The sequence below is a fragment of the Gluconobacter morbifer G707 genome, assembly GCF_000234355.1.
Lineage (GTDB): Bacteria > Pseudomonadota > Alphaproteobacteria > Acetobacterales > Acetobacteraceae > Gluconobacter > Gluconobacter morbifer.
On record NZ_AGQV01000002.1, the window covers coordinates 313,769 to 332,628 of the forward strand.

14 protein-coding genes are annotated in these 18,860 nt (G+C 58.6%); 5 read left to right on the forward strand and 9 right to left on the reverse strand.

Features of this window, described 5'->3' with window-relative positions; all coding sequences use genetic code 11:
* Positions 1-133: 133 nt before the first annotated feature.
* The 3 genes from GMO_RS06375 to GMO_RS06385 all read left to right on the forward strand — a co-directional run bounded on the left by GMO_RS06375 (position 134) and on the right by GMO_RS06385 (position 4,636).
* Entirely contained in the window at positions 134-610 is a 477-nt protein-coding gene (locus GMO_RS06375) for a hypothetical protein (RefSeq protein WP_342632840.1), read from the forward strand.
* 986 nt (positions 611-1,596) lie between these two features.
* Complete coding sequence (locus GMO_RS14695) at positions 1,597-3,318, forward strand: DEAD/DEAH box helicase (protein ID WP_008851505.1); 1,722 nt, start codon at positions 1,597-1,599, stop codon at positions 3,316-3,318.
* Positions 3,293-4,636, forward strand: coding sequence for a class I SAM-dependent RNA methyltransferase (locus tag GMO_RS06385; RefSeq protein ID WP_008851506.1), 1,344 nt, complete (start codon positions 3,293-3,295; stop codon positions 4,634-4,636). Before GMO_RS14695 ends, GMO_RS06385 begins: the two co-directional genes overlap by 26 nt.
* Here GMO_RS06385 and GMO_RS06390 read toward each other — a convergent pair.
* The 8 genes from GMO_RS06390 to GMO_RS06425 all read right to left on the reverse strand — a co-directional run bounded on the left by GMO_RS06390 (position 4,581) and on the right by GMO_RS06425 (position 11,987).
* Positions 4,581-4,937 (reverse strand): HesB/IscA family protein, encoded by a 357-nt coding sequence (locus GMO_RS06390; protein WP_040508394.1) that lies wholly within the window; start codon positions 4,935-4,937, stop codon positions 4,581-4,583. The genes GMO_RS06385 and GMO_RS06390 overlap by 56 nt on opposite strands.
* A gap of 16 nt (positions 4,938-4,953) precedes the next feature.
* Positions 4,954-5,334 (reverse strand): SUF system Fe-S cluster assembly protein, encoded by a 381-nt coding sequence (locus tag GMO_RS06395; protein WP_008851507.1) that lies wholly within the window; start codon positions 5,332-5,334, stop codon positions 4,954-4,956.
* Complete coding sequence (locus tag GMO_RS06400) at positions 5,331-6,542, reverse strand: aminotransferase class V-fold PLP-dependent enzyme (RefSeq protein WP_008851508.1); 1,212 nt, start codon at positions 6,540-6,542, stop codon at positions 5,331-5,333. Before GMO_RS06400 ends, GMO_RS06395 begins: the two co-directional genes overlap by 4 nt.
* The gene (gene sufD / locus GMO_RS06405; protein ID WP_040508395.1) at positions 6,539-7,735 is read right to left on the reverse strand and encodes a Fe-S cluster assembly protein SufD; all 1,197 of its coding nucleotides are present in this window, start codon (positions 7,733-7,735) and stop codon (positions 6,539-6,541) included. The genes GMO_RS06400 and sufD overlap by 4 nt, the downstream gene beginning before the upstream one ends.
* Positions 7,732-8,502 carry a Fe-S cluster assembly ATPase SufC gene (gene sufC / locus GMO_RS06410; protein ID WP_008851510.1) on the reverse strand — a complete coding sequence of 257 codons (771 nt, stop codon included), beginning with the start codon at positions 8,500-8,502 and terminating at the stop codon, positions 7,732-7,734. Before sufC ends, sufD begins: the two co-directional genes overlap by 4 nt.
* Before the next feature lies 1 nt (position 8,503).
* Positions 8,504-9,991 (reverse strand): Fe-S cluster assembly protein SufB, encoded by a 1,488-nt coding sequence (sufB, locus tag GMO_RS06415; protein ID WP_008851511.1) that lies wholly within the window; start codon positions 9,989-9,991, stop codon positions 8,504-8,506.
* A gap of 12 nt (positions 9,992-10,003) precedes the next feature.
* A complete protein-coding gene (locus GMO_RS06420) occupies positions 10,004-10,480 on the reverse strand; it encodes an SUF system Fe-S cluster assembly regulator (protein ID WP_008851512.1) in 477 nt (158 codons plus the stop codon).
* Positions 10,481-10,601: 121 nt separating this feature from the next.
* The gene (locus GMO_RS06425) at positions 10,602-11,987 is read right to left on the reverse strand and encodes a DUF445 domain-containing protein (RefSeq protein WP_008851513.1); all 1,386 of its coding nucleotides are present in this window, start codon (positions 11,985-11,987) and stop codon (positions 10,602-10,604) included.
* A gap of 34 nt (positions 11,988-12,021) precedes the next feature.
* Here GMO_RS06425 and GMO_RS06430 point away from each other — a divergent pair, with 34 nt between their 5' ends.
* Positions 12,022-14,790 (forward strand): phosphoenolpyruvate carboxylase, encoded by a 2,769-nt coding sequence (locus GMO_RS06430; protein WP_008851514.1) that lies wholly within the window; start codon positions 12,022-12,024, stop codon positions 14,788-14,790.
* An 87-nt stretch (positions 14,791-14,877) separates the two neighbouring features.
* Positions 14,878-16,464 carry a S10 family peptidase gene (locus GMO_RS06435; RefSeq protein ID WP_040508397.1) on the forward strand — a complete coding sequence of 529 codons (1,587 nt, stop codon included), beginning with the start codon at positions 14,878-14,880 and terminating at the stop codon, positions 16,462-16,464.
* Positions 16,465-16,630: 166 nt separating this feature from the next.
* On the opposite strand, the gene fusA is transcribed toward GMO_RS06435, so the two are convergent.
* Positions 16,631-18,733, reverse strand: coding sequence for an elongation factor G (gene fusA / locus GMO_RS06440; RefSeq protein WP_008851516.1), 2,103 nt, complete (start codon positions 18,731-18,733; stop codon positions 16,631-16,633).
* Positions 18,734-18,860: the final 127 nt, after the last annotated feature.

Here is an 18,860-nt window from a genome sequence, read left to right on the forward strand (position 1 = left end):
CTATGGTCTAAGAACAGAAAGCATGAACGGCACCTGCGTTGCCTCTGGCGCTGCGGGGACACCGTCGGGTATTCAGTCCGTTATCCCGGACAACAGTCCGATCTTTTCCACTCTTCAACCATGATGAGAATCAATGACGAAAATCATGCCGTTCATAACGGGCTCGTCGATTATCTGGAGCCTCGTGCTCGCCGTTCATATCCTGAGCATCACCTACTGGGTGGGAGGATCGATCTATTCGGCGCTCATTGTCCGCTCCACTGTCGGACTGCTCGATCCGGGACCGCGCAATTCCGTCCTGCTTCAGGGCTATACCCGTTTTTTCCGTGGCCTTTATCAGGTTGTGCCGTTCACCCTGCTCAGCGGCTGGGCCCTGATCTGGCATGAAGGCGGGTTCAAGGTCATTGGCTGGCCCGTCAATGCGATGCAGGGTCTGGGCGTTGTCATGGCGATCATTTTCGTCATCACGGTCCAGGGACCATTCATGCGCGCCCGCCGCGCCATGCGCCCGCAGCCTGCCCTGTTCGATACGCTGCATCAGCGTATGCTTCTCATGGCAGGGCTCGGCGTCCTGACCATCATTGTCGCTGCAATAGCACGCGGCATCTGAAATATGGCGGCGATACGGCGTTTTCCAGGCCGTGTCGCTTGCCATTTCGCGCAATTCCGGATAACGGACCAGAGATATGCTTGCGGGGAAATATTCCCGCCCGTCTCACTCCGGTTCACTTTCCTCCCGAAACCGAACCGTCAACGCAGAGTCTCGAGAGTCATTTGAGCGCGAAAACGACCTCCGGTCCTTCCAAGTCCCGTACGACAGCCACTCCGAAACGCGGACGCTCCAGCGCCGCCCGTGCCGCAAAGGCCAAGGCGCATGAGAGCGAACCCGTAACAGCGGATGTGCCCGTCGAAAAGGTAGCGGCACCCGAGAAAAAGACCCGTGTCCGCCGCGCCAGCAAGACAGAGACAAAGGCCGCCGTCTCCACGGCTTCCAGAAGCCGGAAAAAAGCCGCTCCCGAGCCGGTAGCGGACAACACCGAAGCCGTGTCAGAAGACCTCGCGCCAGAAACCAAGACGGTCCGCCGCACACGCAAAACCACCGAGAGCACACCGGAAGCAGAGGCACCCGCGCCCCGTCGCCGTGGTCGCCCCCGCAAAAGCGACGTTGCCGTCGCAAAAACGCCGACAGGCTCTACGGAAGAGACGCCGGATTCTCCCGCAACGACCGAAAAGCCTGCTATCAAACGGCGCGGGCGGCCCCGCAAAGCCGAGACTGCGCAGGTAGACAGTCCCGCAGCGCCGGAAGCGGCCGACGAGGCCGTTGCCACGCCTCCCAAACGGCGCGGACAGGCGCGCAAGAATGACGCAGCACCAGTCGAAGCAGATGTGGTGGCAACCGTCGCACCAACAGAAGACGCAGTGCAGCCTGAAGCAAAAGCCGTTGAAAGCACTGCTCCGAAACGGCGTGGAAGGCCGCGCAAAACAGCCGTTGCCTCGGACACTCCGGAAACGCCTGCTGAACCCTCATCTGAGGAAACGGCAGAAGCCAGCCTCAACCGCAAGGCATCCGGACACACCGCCAGCACGACGACAGATGTGGATGACACGACACCGGCGCCCAGAAAGCCGCGTGCCCGCAAGGTGTCCAGCCGCAAGGCCGATGCTGCTCCAGTTGACGGTACAGTAGAAAACACCGTCGAGATTTCCGTCACCGAAATCCCTGTGGCGGCAACGGAGACTGTTACCGCGGAAGAAAGCACGCCTGCCGATGCCGGGCAACCGCGCTTTTCGGAACTGGGGCTGAGCGCTCCCATCATGCAGGCCATCAAAGAACTTGGCTATGAGCATCCCACACCCATTCAGGCTCAGGCCATACCGGAAATCCTGAAAGGACACGATGTACTGGGCGTCGCCCAGACAGGAACCGGCAAGACCGCATCCTTTACCCTGCCGATGCTCGAAAAGCTTTCCGGCTCCCGGGCTCGGGCTCGGATGCCTCGCTCCCTGATCCTAGAACCCACCCGGGAACTGGCCCTTCAGGTGGCGGAGAATTTCAAGCTGTACGGCAAGCACCTGCGCCTGACTCATGCCCTGCTGATCGGCGGGGAAAGCATGACCGACCAGAGAGAGGTCCTGAACCGCGGAGCGGACGTCCTGATCGCCACACCCGGCCGCCTTCTCGACCTGTTCGGACGTGGAGGCCTTCTCCTGACCCAGACCAGTCTGCTCGTCATCGATGAGGCAGACCGCATGCTGGACATGGGGTTCATTCCGGATATCGAGAAAATCGTCAGTCTCCTGCCGCCATATCGGCAGACGCTGTTTTTCTCCGCAACCATGGCGCCTGAAATCCGCCGTCTGGCCGATGCTTTCCTCAAGCATCCTGTGGAAATTACCGTTTCCCGTCCCTCGTCAGTGGCCACAACGATTGAAGAACGGGTCGTCATTGTCCCGGCCGATGAAAAACGACGTGCGCTGAAAAAACTTCTTCGCCATGAAGACGTGCAGAACGCCATTGTTTTCTGCAACCGCAAGCGCGATGTGGACATGCTTCAGCGCTATCTGTCCAAGCATAGTTTCTCAGCCGGGCATCTGCACGGAGATCTGGCTCAGTCCCTGCGGTTCTCAACGCTCGACAGCTTCAAGAACGGTGACCTGAAAATCCTGGTCTGCTCGGATGTCGCGGCCCGGGGCATTGATATCGGTGGCCTGTCGCACGTCTTCAATTTCGACCTGCCGTTCAACGCGGAAGACTACGTTCACCGCATCGGACGGACCGGACGCGCCGGCAAGGAAGGTCATGCCTTCAGTATTGCCGGCCCGAGAGATCAGAAACTCCTGGAAGCCATCGAAGCCCTGACCGGCAAGGCCATTGTCCGACAGGATGTCCCCGGCATCCCTTCGACTGACTGGGAAGTTCGTGAAGAGGATGGCAAACCTGTCGCGCCTGCCTCCACTCCGGCTGTAGCGTCAGCGCCTGAAGCCGTGGATGCCGAACCCACGGATGAGGATGACGCTCCGCGCCGGAAGCGTCGTCGTGGCGGGCGTCGTCGCAACGGGCGCCGGGATCAGGACAGCCAGACGGTTCAGCCTGTATCCGCTGAAAGTGGTGTTTCCTCCACTCCTGCGCAGGCAGAACAGAACCGGCCTTCCGTCGAACTGGCTCCTGCATTTGAAAATGACGCACCCAAGACAGGTTTCGGGGGCGATACGCCAGCCTTCATGCTGGTTCCACGCAGACACCGTCTGACGACGGCCGCGGAAAACGACCGTGCTGGTCCGATCCAGCACGATGGTCGCCATTACGGTGACCAATAACCGACAGACCGGCACGTTCACTGTCCGCATTGAAGGACTGGGGGCTGCCGGTGATGGCGTAGTGCATCATGACGGTCGAACACTCTTCTTCCCCGGCACTTTACCCAGGGAAGATATTAAGGTCCGTCTGTCTGCTGACCGCCCCGAGCTGATCGAGATTCTGCGCCCCTCTCCCGAGCGGGTCACGGCACCGTGCAGCTTATTCGGGACATGTGGCGGATGCGCTCTGCAGCACCTTTCTCTCAGTGCCATTCTGCGATGGAAGACCGATCGCGTCTCTCAGGCCCTCAGAGAGGCCGGTTTCGTGGATCTGCCTCCGCCGCAGACATACCAGACTGCGCCCGAAACGCGGCAGCGTATGGATTTTGCGCTCCGGCGCGTTCCAGGCGGGATCATCATCGGTCTGCATCGACGCAATGGTGATCCGGTCGACATGACGGAATGTCATGTGCTTCATCCTGTTCTGTTTCAGCTTCTGTCCCCCTTGCGCGCCGTTCTGGCGGCTCTCGGCGCACTGACCGGCGAAGGAAGTCTGATTGTCAATCTTCTGGACAGTGGGCCAGACCTGACGCTTTCCACACCCGCTCCATTGACAAGCGCAGACAGGACAAAGCTCGCTGCTTTTGGCCGCGAGCACGGAACACCGCGGATCTCCTGGCAGAATCCTAAGGATCGCTCCATTGAGACTGTCGCGCAGTCAGGTCCTGTTTTCGAGGATTTTGGTGGCGTCCCGACCAGCCCCCCACCTGCGGCTTTTTTGCAGGCCGCCCGGGATGGAGAAAAAGCCATTACAGAAGCCGTTCTTGCCGGCCTTCCGCCTCTGAACAAAAAAGATGTCACGGTTGAACTCTATGCCGGATGCGGGACGCTCACGTTCCCGATTTCCGAAAAAGGGCGCGTAAAGGCTTTTGAAGGAGATGCAGCGGCGGCAGCCTGTCTCAAGGCTGCCGCAGGCGGACGGTGCGTGGAAGCATTCCAGCGCGATCTGGGGCGGCAGCCGCTTTTGCCGCCGGATCTCAAGGCCACACGGGCCGTCGTACTGGACCCGCCTCATGCCGGAGCAGGCCTGCAGATAGCCCCTCTGGCCCGCTCGACCATTCAGGATGTCATTTACGTCAGCTGTAACCCCGTAGCCTTGACCCGGGATCTACGCCCCTTGGAGCAGGCTGGATTTACTGTTCTGAACTGGACCATTGTTGACCAGTTTCTCTGGTCAACAGAAGTAGAGACCGTTGTTGTGCTGTCGCGTGATCTCAAACGGATCAGACGTGAAAGCTCTCGCCGCACCCGCAGCGGCCTTTCTCATTCGGATTCCTGAACGTGAACCCGGATTCAAGATCCTTGACCTCGTAATCCATCACCGTTCCGGTAAGAAACAGCGTTGCCTTGCGATCCACCAGCAATGTAACGCCCTGATCTTCCACCCGCTCATCGGTCGGAAGAGGCTCGTCCACGAAATTCATGTCGTAGGACAGGCCGGAACATCCGCGGGTTCCGACACTGATCCGTAGAAGCTGGCCTTTATGAGCTCCCGCATACAGGTTCTGAAGCCGGATTGCGGCTTTTGGAGACAGGGTCAGGAGGGCAGGCAGCGTGCGATGCGTAAGAGTTTCGGACATAATAACTGGCTTTCGGTCAGAACATATTGAGCGCAAGACGCGCATCATCACTCATGCGGCTCATGTCCCACGGTGGATCCCAGACAATCTCGACCTCGACATTTTTTACATGTGGAACGTGAGAAACGGCATCCTTGACCATTTCCGGGAGTTCCTGCGCACTGGGACAGTTGGGGGCTGTCAGGGTCATCTCGATTTTCACGCGCCCGTCATCGTGCAGGTCGATCGCGTAAATCAGCCCGAGTTCATAGATATTGACCGGAATTTCCGGATCATACACCGTTGCGATCGACGCAATGATGGCATCCTGATCCGGAACAGTTCCCTCGCCTTCCTGAACGCCAGGAAAGGCGGTTTCCTCATGAGAAGGCATATTGTCGGTCATGGCATCACTCATGTGAGCATCTTCCGGGCCCGTTCAAGCCCCGTGATCAGCGCGTCTATCTCTTCCGTGGTCGTATAGACGCCAAAACTGGCCCGGGCCGTGGCATGCACGCCGAGCCGGCGCACCAGCGGTTCCGCACAGTGCTGCCCGGCCCGGATGGCAATCCCGAGCTGGTCGAGCAGGGTAGCGAGGTCATGGGGATGTGCCCCATCCATCACAAAGGAAATCACGCCTCCCCGCTCCCGGGGTGCACCCAGAACGCGCAATCCGTCCAGCGCATCAAGACGTTCCAGCGCATAAGCAGTCAACGCGGCCTCATGAGCGGAAATCGCGTCGTATCCCAGTTCCTCGATGAACCCGACTGCAGCTCCGAGCCCGACCGCCTCAAGAATGGCAGGGGTTCCCGCCTCGAATTTATGAGGCACATGTGCCCAGGTGGCCCGTTCAAAGGAAACACTCTGGATCATTTCTCCGCCACCGAGAAAAGGCGGCATGATGTCCAGCAGTTCCTTTTTGCCCCAGAGAACGCCAATTCCCGTCGGCCCATACAGCTTGTGGCCTGTGAAGGTGAAAAAATCCGCGCCCAGAGCCTGAACATCAATTTGCCGGTGCACAACGGACTGTGATCCATCCAGAAGGATGCGTGCATCATGATGATGCGCAATTTCCACCACTCTGCGGGCAGGCGTGACGGTTCCCAGCACGTTGGACATGTGCGTGACGGCAACGAGCGCGACTTTCCTGTCTTCCAGAAGCTTCTCATAGGCTTCCAGATCGATATCACCCTCATCCGTAATGGGCGCTACGCGCAGTTCGATACCAAGACGGTCCCGCAGCATGAGCCAGGGAATGATATTGGCGTGATGTTCCAGTTCGGAAATGAGGACCGCCTGCCCCGGCTTCATCAAAGAGCCAAGACTGTGGGCTACCAGATTGATCGCTTCCGTGCTGTTGCGTGTAAAGACGATCTCACGGTGATCCGGAGCATTCAGAAGACGCGCAACATCACTACGGGCGCGCTCATAGGCTTCCGTCGTCCGTTCGCTCATCCAGTGGAGACCACGATGGATGTTGGCGTACTGATGGTAAGCAGCCTCTCTCATTGCCTCGACAACAACATCGGGCTTCTGCGCGGATGCTGCACTGTCGAGAAAGACGAGAGGGCGACCATGCACCTGTTCGGACAGGATTGGAAACCGGGCGCGAATTTCCTGGATCATACTGACAGGCTCCTTAGCAGGAGGTCACGCATGTCCGCATCCGCCACCAGATCCAGAGCATCGACAAGGAAAGCCTGAACCAGGAGATCACGCGCCTGACTGTCCGGAATTCCGCGAGACCGCAGGTAAAACAGTTGTTCCTCGTCCAGCGCCCCGACCGTTGCACCGTGACTGCACCGGACATCATCCGCGTAGATTTCCAGTTCCGGTTTGCTGTTGATCTGCGCTTTTTCCGACAGCAGGAGGGCCTGGTTCATCTGGTAGCCATCGGTTTTCTGGGCAATACGATCCACGAGGATCTTGCCCTGAAAAACACCCTGCCCCGCATCTGAAAGAACCGTCTTGACGGTCTGGCGCGATCCGCAGTCCGGTGCGGCATGATGAATCATGGACGTCAGATCGTTCAGGCGATTGCCGTCCACGGTCTGCACTCCGTTGACATGCACAAAAGCATGCGGCCCTTCTAGGGTGGCGCCAACTTCATGGCGGGCCAGCAATCCCCCCTGATTCAGGACAAAGCTGTCATATTCGCCTTTTTCAGCCACATCCACCGACAGGATCGCCAGATGCGTAGCATCCGTGCTTTCGCGTTGCAGCTTGACATGGCGCAGGCGCGCCCCTGCCCCGACGCTGATATCGAGACGGGGATTGGCAACATAACTGCCCTCGCCGGCATTGACATCGAATAACGTCAAGGACGCTCCGGCTTCCAGAACGATCCTGTGCTGAAGATGGGTGGACACATCCTCTCCAGCCGTCAGGCTGGCCAGTGTCAGTGTTCCGGCATCCATCCCCGCAGGAATCCGGAGATCAAGACCGGTTTCACCCAGCGCGGCATTCAGCACTGCCGAAAAATGGACTGAAAGCGGAGCAACTTCGTCACCCGCTCCCGCAATGGTGCCGCCCGGCAGAGCCGAGAGGCCCGGCATCCTTTTTCCGTTCCCGAAAATCACCCGATGCCCCGTCTCCGGCAACGGCAGTGAGCGCAGGATCACCTCAGCTTTTTCGGTGGACAGGCCAGAAGGTGCATTCCAGACGGTATTGGCGACATTCCGTAAAGGCGTGTACCGCCATTCCTCGACACGTCGCGTCGGAAAACCCGCACCAGCCAGGATAGCGCCTCGATGGCCTGCCCGCTTTACGAACGCATCAAGGGCCAAAGAGGATTGCAGGACTGTCGGTGCCGCTGTCACGCTGCAGCCTCAAGAAACTGCGTATATCCCTGCTTCTCAAGCGTTCTGGCAACCTCAGGGCCACCGCTATGGATGATTTTTCCTCTGGCCATGACATGCACACGGTCCGGCACGATATACTCGAGCAGACGCTGATGATGGGTGATGACCAAGGCGGAGAAATCCGGGCCACGCAGGGAATTCACGCCATCGGCGACAATACGCAGGGCGTCGATGTCCAGTCCGCTGTCCGTTTCGTCAAGGATGGCAAAGGATGGCTGGAGAAGACGCATCTGAAGGACTTCGTTGCGCTTTTTCTCACCGCCCGAGAAACCGACATTTACGGCGCGCTTGAGCATTTCGTCCGACATAGAGAGACGCTTCGTCTCGGCCCGCACCGCCTTGAGAAAAGCCACGGCGTCCAGTTCGTCCATGCCACGCGCGCGACGAACCGCATTGACAGCAGTACGCAGGAAATTGGCATTGTTCACGCCCGGAAGCTCAACCGGGGACTGAAAGGCAAGAAAAATTCCCAACGCCGCCCGTTCCTCGGGTTCGAGCGCCAGAAGATCCTGACCTTTGAACGTGGCGCTGCCACCCGTCACTTCATAATCGTCGCGCCCGGCGAGAACATAGGACAGCGTGGACTTGCCGGAGCCATTCGGCCCCATGATGGCGTGGACCTCTCCCTTGGGGATGTCGAGATCAATCCCCTTGAGGATCTCCTTCGGCGTCCCGTCAGCTTCGATCCGGGCCTGCAGACCCTGAATATTCAGAAATTCGCTCATTTTAACCCACACTTCCTTCGAGGCTGATCTGCAGCAGCTTCTGTGCTTCGACCGCGAATTCCATCGGCAGCTCCTTGAGCACCTCGCGACAGAACCCGTTGACGATCAGGCCAACCGCATCTTCTTCAGACAGGCCGCGGGAACGGCAGTAGAAGAGCTGGTCCTCGGAAATCTTCGACGTGGTGGCTTCATGCTCCACCCGCGCCGTCATGTTGCGGCTTTCAATGTAGGGTACTGTATGCGCCCCGCATCGGTCACCGATCAGAAGGCTGTCGCACTGCGTGAAATTACGTGCGTTCCGCGCCTTCGGCTGCATGCGGACAAGGCCGCGATAGGTACTGTCGGACTGCCCGGCGGAAATGGTCTTGGCGATGATTGTCGAGCGCGTATTGGGCGCCAGATGAATCATCTTCGTACCGGTATCGGCCTGCTGGTGACTGTTGGTCACGGCAACAGAATAGAACTCGCCTACCGAGCCCTCACCCGCCAGAACGCAGGACGGATATTTCCAGGTAATGGCCGAACCGGTCTCCACCTGTGTCCAGGAAATCTTGGACCGTGCCCCCCGGCATGCGCCACGCTTGGTGACGAAATTGTAGATGCCACCCCGACCTTCTTCATCACCCGGATACCAGTTCTGGACCGTCGAATACTTGATGGAAGCGTCATCCATCGCGATCAGTTCGACAACCGCCGCATGAAGCTGGTTCTCGTCCCGCTGCGGGGCCGTGCAACCTTCGAGGTAAGAGACGCTGGCGCGCTCTTCCGCAATGATCAGCGTACGCTCGAACTGGCCCGTATTACGCGCATTGATGCGGAAATAGGTGGAAAGCTCCATCGGGCAGCGGACGCCCTTCGGTACATAAACAAAAGAGCCATCCGTGAAGACGGCAGAGTTCAGGGCCGCAAAGAAATTGTCTCCGGCCGGCACAACAGAGCCGAGATACTGCTTCACCAGATCCGGATGCTCGCGGATGGCATCGGAAATAGGGCAGAAGATAACCCCGGCTTCCTGAAGCGTCTTGCGGAAGGTTGTCGCAACGGACACGCTGTCAAAAACGGCATCCACGGCGACAGGCATCCGCTTTTCGGCATCCGCACCTTCGACACCGGCCAGCAAGGCCTGCTCGTGCAGGGGAATACCCAGCTTGGCATAAGTCTTCAGAAGTTCAGGATCGACTTCCTCCAGGCTCTTGGGGCCAGGCTTCTTCTTGGGCTGGGCGAAGTAATGCGCGTCCTGATAGTCAATCGGAGGGTGATGGATCTTGGCCCAGTGCGGCTCTTCCATTTCCAGCCAGGCGCGGAACGCCTTCAGACGCCAGTTCAGCATCCATTCCGGCTCGCCCTTGCGTTCCGAAATCAGGCGCACCGTCCCTTCATTGAGCCCCTTCGGAGCAATATCCATTTCGATATTGGTCTCGAAGCCCCATTCGTAGCTGGATTTCGCGAGTTTTTCGACTGTTTCGCGGGTCTCCGTCACGGCTGGCATGATTGCGTATCCTCAGTTGACCGTATCGATAGCCGGTTCGGAACCGGCTGCCGCAGAGGTGGCTGCCTGCATCTTCGATGTGGCTGAAGCCTCTGAATGACGGCTCATATCCGCCAGATTGATGCTGTTGAGCGTGTTCAGGATGGCGTCGTTCACCATGTCCCACTGCCCTGAAAGGCCGCACAGCGTGCTGTGTTCGCATTCGCGGCCGTCACAGCAGGCCGTAATGGAAATCGGCCCGTCTACGGCGGCGATGACGGCCGCGACGGTAATTTTCTCGAGTTCTTGGGCCAAGCGATAACCGCCACGGGCGCCACGGTGGGAAATGACCAGTCCATTAGAGGCCAGTCCCTTGAGAAGTTTGGCGACGGTCGGTTCCGGAACACCGGTTTCCCCCGCGAGGGCTGCCGCTGTGGCCAGCCCTTCATGGCGACCGAGATGGACCAGAAGGACGGTGGCGTAATCGGCCAGTTTTGACAGCCTCAGCATCGCTTGCACACTCACTTAAGGTTCTTATTAAAGACTTGGCAAGTCCTGTTTCAACTTCAGATGACCCATGCAGCCTGAAAGGTCAAGGGCTTTATCTGTCCGTGAAGCAGATATGGGAACGTTACACTCCGAAAAACAGGCGGGAAACCGCATCAAGAGCGGCACCGGCCAGAAAGCCCACCACTGTGCCGTTGACGCGGATATAGGCCAGATCACGCCCAACCCGTGTTTCCAGCCGACTCGCCAGCTCGTCCCCGTCCCACCCCGCCATGACGGATGCGATGAAGCCGGAGAGCTTTTCCCGCATTCCGGGCAGCACCCGCATGATGGCTTTTTCCATGGCCTGATTGATTTTCGCCCTCAAGGCAGCGTTATCGCGCATGGATGCGGCCAGATGACCAAGCGCTGCATCCAGCACCCGTGCGCTCCAGCCATCCTCACTGACGCTGTCTTCTTCGGCCATGCGCCTCAGACGCTCCCACAGCTCCCCGCTCCAGGCCTTCAGGCTCGTATGGGTGAGAACGGAAGTGATGGCGTTCGCAATGTCCTTGCGACGGACGGGATCGTTTTCAATCCTGTCGATTTCTCCCCGGACCCAGTTTGTAAAGCCATGCCGCAAATCCGAGTCCATCGGATCGATCCGCTCGAATTCAGCATTCAGGGCGGCGAGAACCCGGCTGGCCACGGATCCACCGATGGCCCAGCCAACGAGACGACCGCCCTGCTCCCGGACCCTTTCTTCCACGAAACGCCTCAGATCCGACTCGCGGGCGGCGATGGTTGTCTTAAGGCGTTCAAGAAGAAAGGACAGGACTTCCTGATGCATTTCACTGTCCACCATCGCCCGCATTCCGCGTGAGACAAGTGGCGTGATTTCCTCGCCGTTCAGCAGAACCGGCAAGGCACGGGAAATAGCCGAACTGGCGCGCCCGTCTTCCATGCGTTCGAACATGGTGGGAATGGCGGCGCGCATGGTAGAAACAAGGGCTTTACGGGTGGACGGCTCGCTCACCATATCGGCCAGAAGACCCGGCAGATCGAATTTTGAAAGGGCAGCCCGGACATCCTTGTCCGTGAAGAACTGGCTGGCCACAAACCGGCCCAGCGCCTGCCCGAGGCGCACTTTCTGCCTGGGCAGGATGGCGGTATGGGGAATGGGCAGCCCAAGCGGATGACGGAACAGGGCCGTCACGGCAAACCAGTCCGCCAGACCACCGACCACACCTGCACGCGATCCTGATTTCAGCAATTCGAACCACAGGCTATCCGGATACAGATGGCGGGCCGCAACAAAAGTCGTGCCTGTCGCCAGAACACCCATTCCCACCAGCAATCCGCCGGCCAGAATAGGGGGCGATATACCGGAAGACTGTTTTCCGATCTCTCTGGGTCGGGCAGGATTGATGTCCTCACGCATGATGGCTCCGATAGCATCATCCAGACGCCCTGTCGCGTCTGCTGGAAGGTTGCGCTTGGGGACAGGGCATGAAAGAAGTTCTGCCTCCATCAGCTTTAATTCCGCAGAAGCGAGACTGTTCCCGATGTCTGACTGCGCCGCCCAGCTTGACGCATCCCTTTATGACCAGATCAATGCCATGGCCTCGCGGCTTCTGCATGACCGCAACGGGCTGGGAGACCTGATCTCCTCCATCGGTGACGACCTGTCTGCCAGAGAAGATGCACTGAACGATCTCGAACGAACGGTGCGTGCGCTGCGGGACGAACATTTCGTCCAGCGGGCCGCACATCTGAGGTCTTATATCGGGCTGGAAGACGGCAACCCGCAGGACCGGCTTGCCGCAGTTGCAACACAGCTTGTGGAACAGGCCGAGAACGCTGAAAACCTGTCCGTTCCGGCTATTGCCGCGGTATTCACGGCGCATCCGACTTTTGCCCTGGCGGATCATGTTTACGACCTTCTGACAGAACGTGCCGAGAATCCGGAAAAGCCCCTTCCCTGCCTGCAGACCCACCGACGCGATGCGCCACCGACACTCGCACATGAACAGGCTCTGGCGCTGGCCGCCATCCTGCGTGGCCGGGACGCACTGGACGCCCTGACAGCCTGCCTGATCCAGGAAATGTCTTCACGCTGGGCCGGGGAAGCAGATCATGTCGATCCGGCTCCCGTGGTTCTGGCAAGCTGGGTTGGTTTTGATACGGACGGGCGGAACGATATCGGCTGGTGGGACACCATCCGTATCAGGCTGGAACTGAAACTGGCCCAGTTGCAGCGGCTGGAAACCGGTCTGGCGACGCTGGGCCTTCAGGATTCTGCCCTTGCCATGCGGGTGCGTCGCGCTATCGAGGCCGTCAACACCCAGCATGCCTCCTGTCCGATCGGACGGGATGCTACCCCTTTGGAAATCCAGACTTTTGCCCAGACGCTAATTTTTCATCGGGAGAAGGCCCTTCTCGATGCCCGGGAACTGCTGCCTCTTTTCCGGGATGCCATGTCCGCCCTGTCATCGGACCGGGACGCGACCCTGCACCTGCGGACGCTGCGGGCGGGCTTCATTACACATGGACTGGGCATTGCCCATATCCATACCCGCCTGAATGCCGCACAGATTTACAATGTGGCGCGGACGCGGCTGGGGCTCATGGATGATCCTGCGCTTCCCTCCCGGCGCCGGGTGCTTCTGGCCAAGATCGACGAGGCACTTTCCGACCTTTCCCCTCGGGCAGTCGATTTCGGCTCCCTGCTGGTCGAACCGGCATCTGCCGCGCGCCTGATGATGACGATGGCGCAGATTCTCAAGCACATCGACAGCGGAACCCCCATCCGCTTTCTGATTGCCGAGACCGAGAGCGGCTATACGCTGCTCGCGACCCTGTGGCTGGCGCGTCTTTTCGGTATTCAGGATCACCAGATCGAAATTTCTCCCCTTTTCGAGACAGAAAGCGCTCTGGAAAATGGCGAAACCATCCTGGAGGAAGCATTCCATTCTCCGCACTGGCGGGCCTATCTGCGCGCCAACGGACGCCTTTCGCTTCAGTTCGGATATTCGGATTCAGGCCGTTATGTCGGGCAGCTTGCCGCAACCAATCTGGTGGAACGTCTGCGAAACCGGACGCTTGCGCTTCTGAAAGAGCATGATCTGGAAGATGTAGCGCTGACGCTTTTCGATACGCATGGTGAAAGTATCGGCCGTGGTGCCCATCCGTTCACACTGAGGCAGCGCCTGAACTATTTCTCGCCTGCGCGGACCAGGATCGCCATGCTGGAAGCAGGCGTGAACTGCCGGGTGGAGACTGCTTTTCAGGGGGGCGACGGCTATACCCTGTTCGGTACGAATGCGCTTGCAGCCTCAACGATTGCCACACTGGCGGAACATGTCGCGGATGTACCAAAAAAGATGGATGACCCCATCTATGCCCGGCCTGATTTCGCGGCCGACTTTTTCTCAACGATTGCAATCGACATGGGCACACTGGTGGATGATCCAGGGTATGCGGCGCTTCTGAGCGCTTTCGGACCATCTCTGATCGACAAGACCGGCTCCCGCCCTTCCGCCCGCCAGTCCGATACGGCAACCGTTACCCGCATCACCCATCCAAGCCAGCTCCGGGCGATCCCTAACAACGCCATCCTCCAGCAGCTTGGATGGTGGGCCAATGTCCTGCACGGTCTGGGAAATGCGGCCCAGCGTCATCCGGATACGTTCGAGCAGTTCGCCAAAGGCTCTCCGCGTTTCCGCGAAGCCATGGATTTTGCCCGTCAGGCCCTTGCCCATTCTGACCTGGCTGTTCTTCGCGCCACCATCCGGCAACTTGACCCGGGGCTATGGCTGGACCGGGCCGCACAGGCAAAGGACGAGGAAAGCAGGCAGCATCTTCTGACCATTTCCCGTGGTCTGGAAATCCTGCGTTTCTGGGTCAGCGCGCCAGCCATGTTCCGCCGGATCCAGACGGACCACATCGCCCTGCGGGCAGCCTGGCCCGACGCCCCCCAGATGGACGTCCGCGAAAAGCTGCTCCATGCCATCCGCTTCGCCCTGATCGACAGGCTATGGGTTCTTTCCACGCACATCCCATATTTCGGTCCCCGCAACACCCTGACCCGGGAGGCGATCACGAACCTGATCCTGTGTCTGGACGTTCCCCGCGCACTGCATCTTCTGGAAGATCTCTTTCCTGTTTCCGGTCCCAGCATTTCCAATCTGGATTTCGGTGAGCCGGGAGACGCCGGAGAAGAATGTGGCTTTACCCGGGAGCACGAGCAGATTTTCAAGCCCCTGAAGCGGCATTTTGACCTGATGCGGGAAGTCGGCGTCGCCATCATGCATGCCAACCGCGCTTTCGGTTAAGAAACGGAATGATCTCAGGGAGGCTTGCTCATCCTGCTGAGCAGTGGTTAGAGAAAAGCAACATAACGAACGGAAAGTGTTTTCTGCATGTTGCGCAAGGCCCTTCTTCTGTGCGCGACCATAATGGTCGCGCCTGCTCTCGCCGCCTCTCCTTCCACGCCAGCGGAACCGAACGCAGACAGCGTCACGACCGGAACCGTCACGGTCAACGGCACACCCATTCCCTATCAGGCTGTTGCCGGCACCATTCTGGTTCACGGAAAAGACTATAACGACTCTGCCGACCTCATCTCAAAGCGCGGCACAAAGATCGACACCAGCAAGGATGACGCGGCCAAAAATCCGCCTGTCGCCTCCATGTTCTATACGGCCTATTTCAAGCAGGGTGTTCCGTCTGCGAAACGGCCAATTACTTTCCTGTACAATGGCGGCCCGGGTTCGGCCTCTGTCTGGGTCCATATGGGCACTTTCGGCCCCTGGCGCGTCAATACGCCCGGAGATCAGCACCTTCCGGCAGCTCCCTACGCCCTCATCAACAATCCGCAGTCCCTGATGGATGTTTCGGATGTCGTCTTCGTGGACGCGCCCGGGACCGGCTTCTCGCGCATTGCCGGCAAGGATGCGGCCAAGGAATTTCTGGGCGTCGACGGGGATGCTGAAGCCTTCACCCATTTCATTGCGCAGTTTCTCGCCAAATATCACCGCTACAATTCACCAAAATACCTGTTTGGCGAAAGTTACGGCACGATGCGTTCCGCAGTAGTCATCAATGACCTGGAGCAGGAAGAGAATATCGACTTCAATGGCGTCATCCTGCTCTCCCAGATCCTGAACTACGACAACAGCGCGGACGGCCCCCAGTTCAATCCCGGCATTGACGATCCTTACATCCTCGCTCTGCCGACCTATGCCGCCACAGCCTGGTACCATCACTGCCTGCCGCAGGATCACCCCGATCTGAAGGCTTTCCTGCACGAAGTGGAACATTTCGCCCAGAACGATTATGCACTCGCGCTTCGGCAGGGTGCGGACCTTTCCGATACCCGAAAAGAAGCCATTGCCCAGAAGCTGCATGACTATACCGGATTGCCTGCGGACTACATCCTGCGGGCTGACCTGCGCGTCAATGGCGGTGAGTTCGAACAGCAGCTCCAGGCAAAGACAGGGATGGCGACCGGCCGTCTGGACACGCGCTATTCCAGCCCGACGATTGATCCCCTGTCACAGGAAGTGGACTACGATCCGCAGTCAAGCGCCATCAGCTCCGCTTACGTGACCGTTTTCAACGATTACATCCGCAATACGCTGAAATACGGCACGGACGAGAAATACCGTCTGTTCAATCCTGAAGATCACTGGGACAACAAGCATACGCAGCCTGGTCATGGTTACCAGCCGAAGGGCGTTCCCAATGTCATGGCGGATCTTGCCATGGCCATGAAAACCAACCCCAATCTGCATGTAATGCTGAATGCGGGATATTATGATCTCGCCACCCCTTATTACGAGGGGATCTACGAAATGAAGCATCTGCCTATCTCGAATGATCTTCAGAAGAACATCGAGTATGCCCAGTATGAATCAGGTCATATGGTTTACGTGAACCCGGTGACCCTTCAGCAGCTTCATGACAACGTCGCAGCGTTCATTCGCAAGACTGACAATCTGCATTGACCGGAGAGACAGGGTTTTATCCAGAACCCTGTCTTTGACAGCACCCGCAGCGCCTCAGGGCCTGCGGGTTTTTTTATGGTCCTCATTTGACCCACTGCTCTGTCCATAAAAAAACCCTGCCAGAATATTCTGGCAGGGTTTTCCATTTCCCGATGTCTGAGAGAAATCAGGCGGACTTGGCCATGATTTCCTCAGCCACGTTACGCGGCACCGGATCATAGTGATGGAACTGCATCGTGAAGGATGCACGGCCCTTCGTTGCGGAGCGCAGATGAGAAATGTAACCGAACATTTCCTTCAGCGGCACCTGAGCGCGGATCATCACGGTCGAACCAGCAGTTTCCTGGCTCTGGATGATGCCACGGCGACGGTTGAGATCGCCCACCACGTCACCGACGTGATCGTTCGGCGTCGTGATTTCCACATCCATGATCGGCTCGAGAATCACCGGACCGGCGTTCTTCATGCCTTCACGGAAGCAGGCCTTAGCTGCGATTTCGAAGGCTAGCGCCGAGGAGTCAACGTCATGGTACTTGCCGTCGAGCAGCGTGAACTTGAAGTCCACGGTCGGGAAGCCGGCCAGAACACCTGTGCTGGACTGGTTGCGGATGCCCTTTTCGACAGCCGGGATGTATTCCTTCGGTACGGAACCACCAACGATCTTGTTCTCGAAGATGATCTCATCCGGCTTGTCGGACGGAGCAAACTCGATCTTGACCTCAGCGAACTGACCCGAACCACCGGACTGCTTCTTGTGGGTATAGGTCTCGGTATGAGCCTTCGTGATCGTCTCACGATACGCCACCTGCGGAGCACCGATGTTGGCGTCAACACCGTATTCACGACGGAGACGGTCAACGATGATGTCAAGGTGAAGCTCACCCATGCCGGACAGGATGGTCTGGCCCGTTTCCTGATCGGTCTTGAGCTGCAGGGACGGATCTTCGGCCGTCAGCTTCTGCAGGGCCAGCGTCATCTTCTCGACGGCGTCCTTGGTCTTCGGCTCGACGGAAATGTCGATGACCGGAACCGGGAACTGCATCCGCTCCAGCACGACAGGATCAGCAGCATCGGCCAGCGTGTCACCGGTGACGGTGTCTTTCAGACCAACGAACGCGGCGATGTCGCCAGCACCAACGGACTTCACTTCCTGACGCTTGTCGGCGTGCATCTGGAACATGCGGCCAACGCGTTCCTTGTGCCCCTTCGTCGTGTTCAGGATGGTGTCGCCGGAGTTCAGGACGCCACGATAGACGCGGACAAAGGTCAGCGTGCCATACTTGTCGGAAATGATCTTGAACGCGAGGCCGGCAAACTTGCCGTCCGGGTCAACCGGAACGATCGGAAGGAAGTTTTCGTCAACCTCTTCGCCTTCCGGCGGAGCGATGCGGATGCCTTCCACTTCGTCAGGAGCCGGCAGGTAATCGATGACGGCATCGAGCAGCGGCTGAACGCCCTTGTTCTTGAAGGCCGTACCACACATGACCGGACGGAACTCACCGGAAATGGCGCCCTTCTTGATGCACCGCTTGAGGGTAGCGACATCAACGTCGCCCTTCTCGAAGTACTCTTCCATGGCGGCGTCATCGACGGCCAGGGCGGTATCGAGCAGGTTCTGGCGGGCTTCCGCTGCCTTTTCCTTCAGGTCGGCCGGAATCTCTTCATAGTGGAACTTGGCGCCAAGTTCGCCGCCTTCCCACACGATCGCACGCATCTCGACCAGATCGACAACGCCGACGAAGTTTTCTTCGGCACCAATCGGGAGCTGCAGCGGGATCGCCACGATGTCCAGCTTCTCTTTCAGCGTGCTGAAAGCGTAATAGAAGTCGGCGCCGGTGCGGTCGAGCTTGTTGATGAAGATAATGCGCGGCACGTTGTACCGGTCAGCCAAACGCCAGTTGGTCTCGGACTGCGGCTGCACGCCGGCAACGCCTTCGATCACGAAGATGGCGCCGTCGAGCACGCGGAGCGAACGGTTCACTTCGATGTTGAAGTCGATGTGACCCGGGGTATCGATGATGTTGATGCGGTGATCATTCCACTCGCACGTCACGGCAGCGGACGTAATCGTGATGCCGCGCTCACGTTCCTGCGCCATGTAGTCGGTCGTGGTGTTGCCTTCGTGGACTTCACCGATCTTGTGAGACACACCCGTGTAATACAGGATACGCTCGGTCGTCGTGGTCTTGCCGGCATCGATATGCGCGGTAATACCGATGTTGCGGATCTTCGAGAGAGCCGATTTGGCTTCCTGAACGCTTTCTGACACGGAGAACCTCCAAAATACAATGAAAGGTGCTTCAGCCTGAACTGAAACACCTCCGCTGCGGCCGATTGCGGCCGAACCTGAATTGCCCCAGTGGCGGCTGAATGACGCAGACCGCCATGGTTTTCAA